Source organism: Saccharomonospora halophila 8, assembly GCF_000383775.1.
Taxonomy (GTDB): Bacteria; Actinomycetota; Actinomycetes; order Mycobacteriales; family Pseudonocardiaceae; genus Saccharomonospora; species Saccharomonospora halophila.
Genome location: NZ_KB912556.1, coordinates 72,743 through 80,570 on the forward strand (window position 1 = coordinate 72,743; position 7,828 = coordinate 80,570).

The 7,828-nt window shown below is 72.3% G+C and carries 4 protein-coding genes and 2 pseudogenes; 1 reads left to right on the top strand and 5 read right to left on the bottom strand.

Going from position 1 to position 7,828, the window contains the following annotated elements; translation table 11 throughout:
* Positions 1-481: pseudogene (locus SACHA_RS24530) on the top strand (AsnC family protein); the annotation flags it as partial.
* Positions 482-520: 39 nt separating this feature from the next.
* On the opposite strand, the gene SACHA_RS0112350 reads toward SACHA_RS24530, so the two are convergent.
* The 5 genes and pseudogenes from SACHA_RS0112350 to SACHA_RS26165 form a co-directional block, all read right to left on the bottom strand.
* Positions 521-1,447: an RluA family pseudouridine synthase gene (locus tag SACHA_RS0112350; RefSeq protein WP_019810119.1), complete on the bottom strand. Its 927-nt coding sequence runs from the start codon at positions 1,445-1,447 to the stop codon at positions 521-523.
* Positions 1,444-2,112, bottom strand: coding sequence for a signal peptidase II (gene lspA / locus SACHA_RS21855; RefSeq protein WP_157601679.1), 669 nt, complete (start codon positions 2,110-2,112; stop codon positions 1,444-1,446). Before lspA ends, SACHA_RS0112350 begins: the two co-directional genes overlap by 4 nt.
* A 63-nt stretch (positions 2,113-2,175) precedes the next feature.
* Positions 2,176-3,654 (bottom strand): potassium/proton antiporter, encoded by a 1,479-nt coding sequence (locus SACHA_RS0112360; protein WP_019810123.1) that lies wholly within the window; start codon positions 3,652-3,654, stop codon positions 2,176-2,178.
* A 154-nt stretch (positions 3,655-3,808) separates the two neighbouring features.
* Complete coding sequence (gene ileS, locus SACHA_RS0112365) at positions 3,809-6,991, bottom strand: isoleucine--tRNA ligase (protein WP_019810125.1); 3,183 nt, start codon at positions 6,989-6,991, stop codon at positions 3,809-3,811.
* Positions 6,992-7,347: 356 nt separating this feature from the next.
* Positions 7,348-7,828 (bottom strand): annotated as a pseudogene (locus SACHA_RS26165) (hypothetical protein); the annotation flags it as partial.

A 7,828-nucleotide genomic window follows, 5' to 3' on the forward strand; every position in this document is an offset into this window, starting at 1 on the left:
CCCCGGGGCCCCGCCGTCGGGGGAGGCGGACCGCGGCGGAACCGGCGTCCGGCCGGCCGGGCGGTCGGGGACCGTGGGGGACGTGCTCGAGACCCGGGGCCTCGAAGGGGAGGACCTCTCCGTCCAGCTGCTCGAGGTTCAGGACCCCGCCGACTTCCTGTTCACGGCCGCGGGGTACCGGCTCGACGACGGGGAACGCGCGGTCGTCGTGCACACCGAGATCACCAACCGGGGACCGGTGCCGTTCGCCTCGCTGCCGGACAACCACCTGGAACTGCTCACCGACGACGGCACCCCGATCGCCAAGGCCCCGGTGTCGCTGACCTCCCGGCAGCCGCACGGGATCGGGGTCGAGCCCGGCGGGACGAGCGGCGGGCACACGGTGTACGTCCTCGGCGAGGACACCCGGGTGGCCTCGGTCCGGTGGAGCCCCCGCCCGGAACCGGACGAACGCAGCGTGGTCTGGACGGTCGCGGACTGAACCGGGGCACCCGACCCCGGCCGGCGGTGCCGGACCGGGTCAGGTCTCGGCGCGCAGCACGTCGACGGCCGCGGCGAGGTCGTCGGGGTGGTCGCTGGTGAATTCGACCCACCGTCCGTCGGCGGGATGCGCGAAGCCCAGCCGCCGGGCGTGCAGCCACTGCCGGGTCAGGTCCAGCCGCCGGGCGAGCGCCGGGTCGGCCCCGTAGGTGAGGTCACCGACACACGGGTGCCGCAGCGCCGCGAAGTGGACCCGGATCTGGTGCGTCCGCCCGGTTTCGAGCGTGACATCGACCAGTGACGCCGCCCGGAACGCCTCGATCACCTCGTAGTGCGTCACCGAGGGTTTGCCGTCGGCCACCACGGCGAACTTGTAGTCGTGCCGGGGATGCCGGTCGATCGGCGCGTCGATCGTGCCCCGCGTCGGATCCGGGTGCCCCTGCACGAGCGCGTGGTAGCCCTTGGTGACCGTGCGTTCCTTGAACGCGCGCTTGAGCGCCGTGTAGGCGCGCTCGCTCTTGGCCACCACCAGCACGCCCGTGGTACCGGCGTCCAGCCGGTGCACCACGCCCTGCCGCTCGGCGGCGCCGGAGGTCGAGATCCGCATCCCGGCGGCGGCCAGGCCGCCCACCACCGTCGGGCCGGACCAACCGGGGCTGGGATGGACCGCCACCCCGACCGGCTTGTCCACCACGACGATGTCGTCGTCGTCGTGCAGGATCCGCATGCCCTCGACCGGCTCGGCCACCACCTCGACCGGCCGGTCCGGCTCGGGCAGGGTCACTTCGAGCAGTCCCCCGGCCGGCAACCGGTCCGACTTCCCCGCGGGGACCCCGTCCACGAGGACGTCCCCGGAGCTCGCGAGCTCGGCGACCGCGGTGCGGGACAGACCGAGCAGTTTGGCCAGGCCGGCGTCGACCCGCATGCCCTCCAGTCCGTCGGGAATCGGCAGCATCCGGGTGCTCATGCCCGGTCCTCCCCGGCGGCGCCGGCTCCGTCCCCCGCCGTCCGCGGATGGGAGCGGCCGCCGCGCTGCTTCCCCGTCCGGGTGCCGTCGTACTCCCGCCCCAGCGCCGTCAGCAGCACGATGAGCACGGCGCCGACGGTAATGGCCGAGTCCGCCGCGTTGAACACGGGGAAGAACTCCCCGTTCGGCGCGAACACGGAGACGAAGTCCACGACGTGGCCCCGGAACGCGCCCGGGGCACGGAAGATCCGGTCGGTGAGGTTGCCGAGCGCGCCCGCGAGGATGAGCCCGAGTCCGACGGCCCACCCCGCCGACCGCAGCCGCCGCGCGAACCACAGGATGCCGACCACGACGAGGGCGGCCACCACGGTGAGCACCCACGTGCCGCCGAAGCTCATCCCGAACGCCGCGTAAGGGTTGCGCAGCAACTGGAGGTACACGGCGCCGCCGAGGATCCGGACGGGTTCGCCCCCTTCCAGGCCCGCCGTGGCGAGGACCTTCGTCACCACGTCCACGCCGTAGGACAGTGCCGCCACGACGAGGAGGAGCCCCGCACGCCGCTTCGCCACGGGGGCTTCCGTCGCTCCCGCCGATCGGTCCGGGTCCGCCGGACCGGGGTCCGGTGCGGAGTTCTGCTGCTCGGAGTTCACCGTCCCATTGTCCATGTCGGCGTCCGCCTGCCCCGTCCACCGTCGGTCGTCGGCGCGGAGCGGGTGGCGTGGCACGGGTCAGTCGCCCCGTTCCCCCTTCCAGCGGGCGATCGGTCCCGCACGATCGACGGCGCGCAACCGGCGCTCGGTCGCGCGCCGGGCCTGCTGCGTGGTGACGACGAGCAGCTGGTCGTCCTCCTGCAGCCGGGTCGTGTGTTCCGGGGTGAAACTCCGCTCGCCACGCACGACCAGACTGACGGTGGCACCCTTCGGCAGGCGCAGTTCCGCCAGGTAGACACCGTGCAGACGCGAGGTGCGCAGGATGCGCACTTGGAGCAGGACCGCGCCCAGTTCCTCCAGCGGTGCGGCGTCGACCTGCATCTCCCGGGGCTCGGACGCACCGGCCACCCCGAGCAACGTCGCCAGCGGACTCAGCAGCGCGGCCTGCAACAGGGTGAACACGATCACGATGACGAAGACCGCGTCAACCAGGTCCTGGGCTCCGGGTCTGCCCTCCGCGAGCGGGATGGTGGCCAGCACGATCGGCACGGCACCGCGCAGACCCGCCCACGACAGGAACGCCTGCTCCCGCCACGGCACCCGGAACGGCGACGTGGAGATCAGCACGGCCAGCGGCCTGGCCACCAACAGTGCCAGCAGTCCCGCGACGACGCCCGGCACCACCGCGTCCAGCAGCCGGGACGGGGTGGCGAACAGCCCCAGCAGCACGAACAGGCCGATCTGGGCGATCCACCCGATTCCCTCGGCGAACGACAACGTGTTCGACCGGTGCGGCAGCCGGGAGTTGCCGAGCACCACCCCGGCGACGTAGGTGGCGAGCAGCCCGGAGGCGAGTGCGAACTGGGCGCCCGCGAAGGCGAGGACACACATCGCCACCGTCGCCAGCGGGTAGAGGCCGGTGGCGGGCAGGGCGGCCCGGCGCAGTGCCCACGCGCCGAGCAGCCCGATCCCGAACCCGAGGAGACCGCCCGTCACGAGCTGGTAGACCACCTGCAGCGGCAGGGTCCAGTCCATCGTGGTCCCGGTGGCCAGCAGCACCACGACGATGTAGGTCGGGGCGTCGTTGAGACCCGACTCCAGCTCCAGGATGCTGGACAAGCGCTTGCCGATCCCGGCCGAACGGAGCACGGAGAACACCGCGGCCGCGTCGGTCGAGGCGAGCACCCCGCCCCACAGCAGGGCGGTCTCCCACTCCAGGCCGAACAGCCAGTGCAGTGCCGACCCGGTCACCGCGACGGTGACTCCGACGGCCACTGTGGACAGCGCGAGCCCCGGACCGAGATTCGGCCGGACCTCCGACCAGGTCGTGGTGAGGCCACCCTCGATCAGGATCATCACGAGTGCCGCCAACCCGAGGCTCTGCGTCAGCTCCGGGTTGTCGAACTCGACCCCGAGGCCGGCCTCCCCGATGAAGACCCCGATCCCGAGATAGATCAACAGGGACGGCAGGCCGAGCCGGATCGAGAACCGCACGGCCAACACGGAGGCGAGCAGGACGGCCGCACCCGAACCCAGCACGAGGGGCAGCTCGTCCATGTCACCTCTCGTTCGGCGCGTTCACCGGCTCCGGCGGCCCACCGACCGCGCACCCGGCACCTTCCCGCGATCCCGGTCCGGTTCGTTCCGGTTCGGGCCGGGGGGTCCGGGACGGACCCGCCCGCACCGGCCACGCAGCCGGACCGGGCGCCGCTCAGCCGGTCCGGGCGAGGGAGACCGTCACCTTCGTCCCGTCGCCGACGGTTCCGGGGAAGCCGCCGGGAACCTCGCCGTAGCAGACCTCGGTGGCCAGGGTCTCGTTCGCGAGGAAGTCCTCGTGCGGCCGGACCGCGTCGGTGACCTCGGCGGGGGCGTCCACCGTCAGGCCGATCCGGTCCGCCACGTCGAGACCCGCGTCCCGGCGGGCCTGCTGCACCACCCGGACCAGGTCGCGCACCACACCTTCGCCGGCCAGTTCGGGTGTGACCGTCGTGTCGAGGGTGACCAGGCCCGAACCCCCGGGCAGCTCGGCGGCCGCCCCGGGGTCGGTGGCGACCAACCTCCGCTCGTACTCCCCCTCCCGCAGTTCGACACCGGCGGCGACGACCGCACCCTCCGGGGTGCTCGTCCAGTCACCCGCCTTGACCGCCTTGATCACCTTCTGCACGTCCTTACCGAGCCGGGGCCCCGCGGCGCGCGCGTTGACCGCGACCTCGAACCCGCCGTGTGCGGCGACATCGGTGGTCAGCTCGACCGACTTGACGTTCACCTCGTCCCGGACGATGTCGGCCAACGGCCGCAGCTGCTCGGCGTCCTCGGCGGCCACCAGCAGCCTCGCCAACGGCAACCGCACCCGCAGCTTGTTCGCCTTCCGCAGCGACAGTGCTGACGAGCAGACCTGCCGCACCCGGTCCATCGCCGACACCAGCGCCGGATCGGCGGGGAGTTCGTCGACCAGCGGCCAGTCGCACAGGTGCACCGACCGGCCCCCGGTCAGCCCACGCCAGACGGCCTCGGTGGTCAGCGGCAGCAGCGGGGCCGCGGTCCGGCAGACCACCTCCAGCACCGTGTGCAGGGTGTCGACGGCGTCCGCCTCGCCCGCCCAGAACCGGTCCCGGGAACGGCGCACGTACCAGTTGGTGAGCACCTCCAGGAACTCCCGGACCCGCGCACACGCGCCCGCGATGTCGTAGCCGTCCATCGCCGCGCCGACGTCGGTGACCAGCTCGTGCGCCTTCGCGAGCAGGTACCGGTCCAGTACGTGTTCCGAGTCGGTCCGCCTCCGGCCGGTGACCCCCTCGGCGCCCGCGTACAGCGCGAGGAAGTAGTACGAGTTCCACAGCGGGAGCACCGCCTGCCGGACCGCGTCCCGGATGCCCTTGTCGGTGACGATCAGGTTGCCGCCGCGCAGGATCGGGCTGGCCATCAGGTACCAGCGCATCGCGTCGGAGCCGTCCCGGTTGAACACCTCGGTGACGTCCGGGTAGTTGCGCAGCGACTTCGACATCTTCTGCCCGTCCGAGCCGAGCACGATGCCGTGCGAGACGCACGTGCGGAACGCGGGACGGTCGAACAGCGCCGTGGCGAGCACGTGCAGCGTGTAGAACCAGCCGCGGGTCTGACCGAGGTACTCGACGATGAAGTCGCCGGGATAGTGATGCTCGAACCACTCGGCGTTGTCGAACGGGTAGTGGACCTGCGCGAAGGGCATCGACCCCGAGTCGAACCACACGTCCAGCACGTCCGGCACCCGGCGCATCGTCGCCGCACCGGTCGGATCGTCCGGGTTCGGCCGGGTCAGCGCGTCGATGTGCGGGCGGTGCAGATCGGTGGGGCGCTGCCCGAAGTCCCGTTCGAGTTCGTCCAGCGAGCCGTAGACGTCCACCCGGGGGTGATTCGGGTCGTCCGAGACCCACACCGGGATCGGCGTGCCCCAGTACCGGTTGCGCGAGATCGACCAGTCCCGGGCGTTGGCCAGCCACCGGCCGAACTGGCCGTCCTTGACGTGCTCGGGGTACCAGGTGATCTGCTGGTTCAGCTCGACCATGCGGTCCCGGAACCGGGTGACCGCCACGAACCACGACGACACGGCCCGGTAGATCAGCGGGTTGCGGCAGCGCCAGCAGTGCGGGTAGGCGTGCTCGTAGGTCTCGTGCCGCAGCAGCACCGCACCCTGCCGCGCCGCCGAGCCCGTGCCGTGCTTGAGGTCGCGGATGATGTCGGCGTTGGCGTCGAAGACGTTGCGGCCCTCGTAGTCGGGCACCTGCGCGTCGAACCGTCCCTTGGCGTCGACCGGGGTGACCGGGACGATGCCGGCGGCGTCGGTGACCGCCTTGTCCTCCTCGCCGTAGGCGGGGGCGATGTGCACGATGCCGGTGCCGTCGTCGGTGGTGACGTAGTCCGCGGCGAGCACACGGTGGGCGTTCGCCTGCCCGACGAAGTACGGGAACGGCGGCGCGTACCGCGCACCGAGCAGGTCGGTCCCGGTGTACCGGGCGACGATCGCGGGCTGTTCGCCCAACTCCCGCGCGTACGCCGACACCCGGGCCTCGGCGAGCACGAACCGCCTGCCCTCGTCGTCGCGCACGACGACATAGTCCACATCCGGGTGGACCGCGGTGGCCAGGTTCGACGGGACCGTCCACGGCGTGGTGGTCCACACGAGCAGGTAGGCACCGTCCAGTTCGGCGAGGGCGCCGTCGTTGCCCTCCACCCGGTAGCCGATCGTGACAGCCGGGTCCTGCCTGCTCTGGTAGACGTCGTCGTCCATCCGGAGCTCGTGATTGGACAGCGGCGTCTCGTCGCGCCAGCAGTACGGCAGTACCCGGTACCCCTCGTACACCAGGCCGGAGTCCCAGAGCCGCTTGAACGCCCAGAGCACCGACTCCATGTACGAGACGTCCAGCGTCTTGTAGTCGTTGTCGAAGTCCACCCAGCGTGCCTGGCGGGTGACGTACTCCTGCCACTCCGCCGTGTAGCGCAGCACCGACTCACGGCAGGCACGGTTGAACTCGGCGATGCCCATCTCGTCGATCTGGGCCTTGTCGGTGATGCCGAGCTGCCGTTCGGCCTCCAGCTCGGCGGGAAGACCGTGCGTGTCCCAGCCGAACCGGCGCTCCACCCGCCTGCCCCGCATGGTCTGGTAGCGGGGCACGATGTCCTTGACGTACCCGGTGAGCAGATGCCCGTAGTGCGGCAGGCCGTTGGCGAACGGGGGGCCGTCGTAGAAGACGTACTCGTTGGCGCCGTGGGTCCCGGCCTCCCGGTTGTCGACCGTCGCGGTGAATGTGCCGTCCGCCGCCCAGTACGCCAGGACGTCCTTCTCCAGCGCGGGGAACGACGGGTGCGCGGGGACCTGGTCGGCGTCCTGCGCGCCGACGGAAGCCTGGGGGTACATCGTCGGGGTAGCTCCTCGCGGTTCGGCTGTCTCTCGCACGGGCCGCGCATCCGGCCGGCCCCCACGGGGACGAGACGGCGCCTGTCGGCAGACGCGCGTACCGCGGTACCACCCCGCTTGCCCGCGCCCCACGGCACGGACCACTCGTTGCACCGGCGGTGACGGGCCGGACCCGTCCGGTTCTACTGAGGTGCGCCCGCCCCGCCCGGCACGAAGGCGGTCTCGGAGGGCGGTGTCACCCGTTCTTCCGGAGGCTCCCCGGTGATGGCCGGATCGACGCCTGTGCCCTTCAGGTTAGCCGGTGTGCCCGGCCGGGCGCCGACCACCCACCCGGATCGCGCCCGGGACCGCCCGCCTCATTTGCGCCCGGACCGACGGCGGTGGGCCGCGGCGAGCGTCGCGTCCGGCCCACAGCGCGCACACGGGGTGAAGCCGAGCTCCCGCGCCTCCCTGGCGGGCAACGGGATGGTGGCGCGCTGTCCGAGCCACCCGCACTCGGCGAGGTGGTAACGCGGGTACTCGTCGACCACCAGCACCTCCGCCTCCGACTCGGTGACCACGAGCACATCGGTCGCGTCCGTGGCCTCCTCGGGCGGGTCGGTGTCGCCGGCGGTCAACTCCCCGGACGACACCAGCAGCGCGGTTCTGGGCGTGGCCTCCGCCGTTCCGGCGGCACGCTCCCGGCCCGCACCACCACCCGCGGTCCCCGGTTCGGCTCCGCCTGTCGATTCGGCTCCGCCTGTCGATTCGGCTCCGCCTGTCGATTCGGCTCCGCCTGTCGATTCGGTCCCGGCACGGCCGGGGACGGTGGCGCCGGGCCCGGCCGAGGCGGACCCC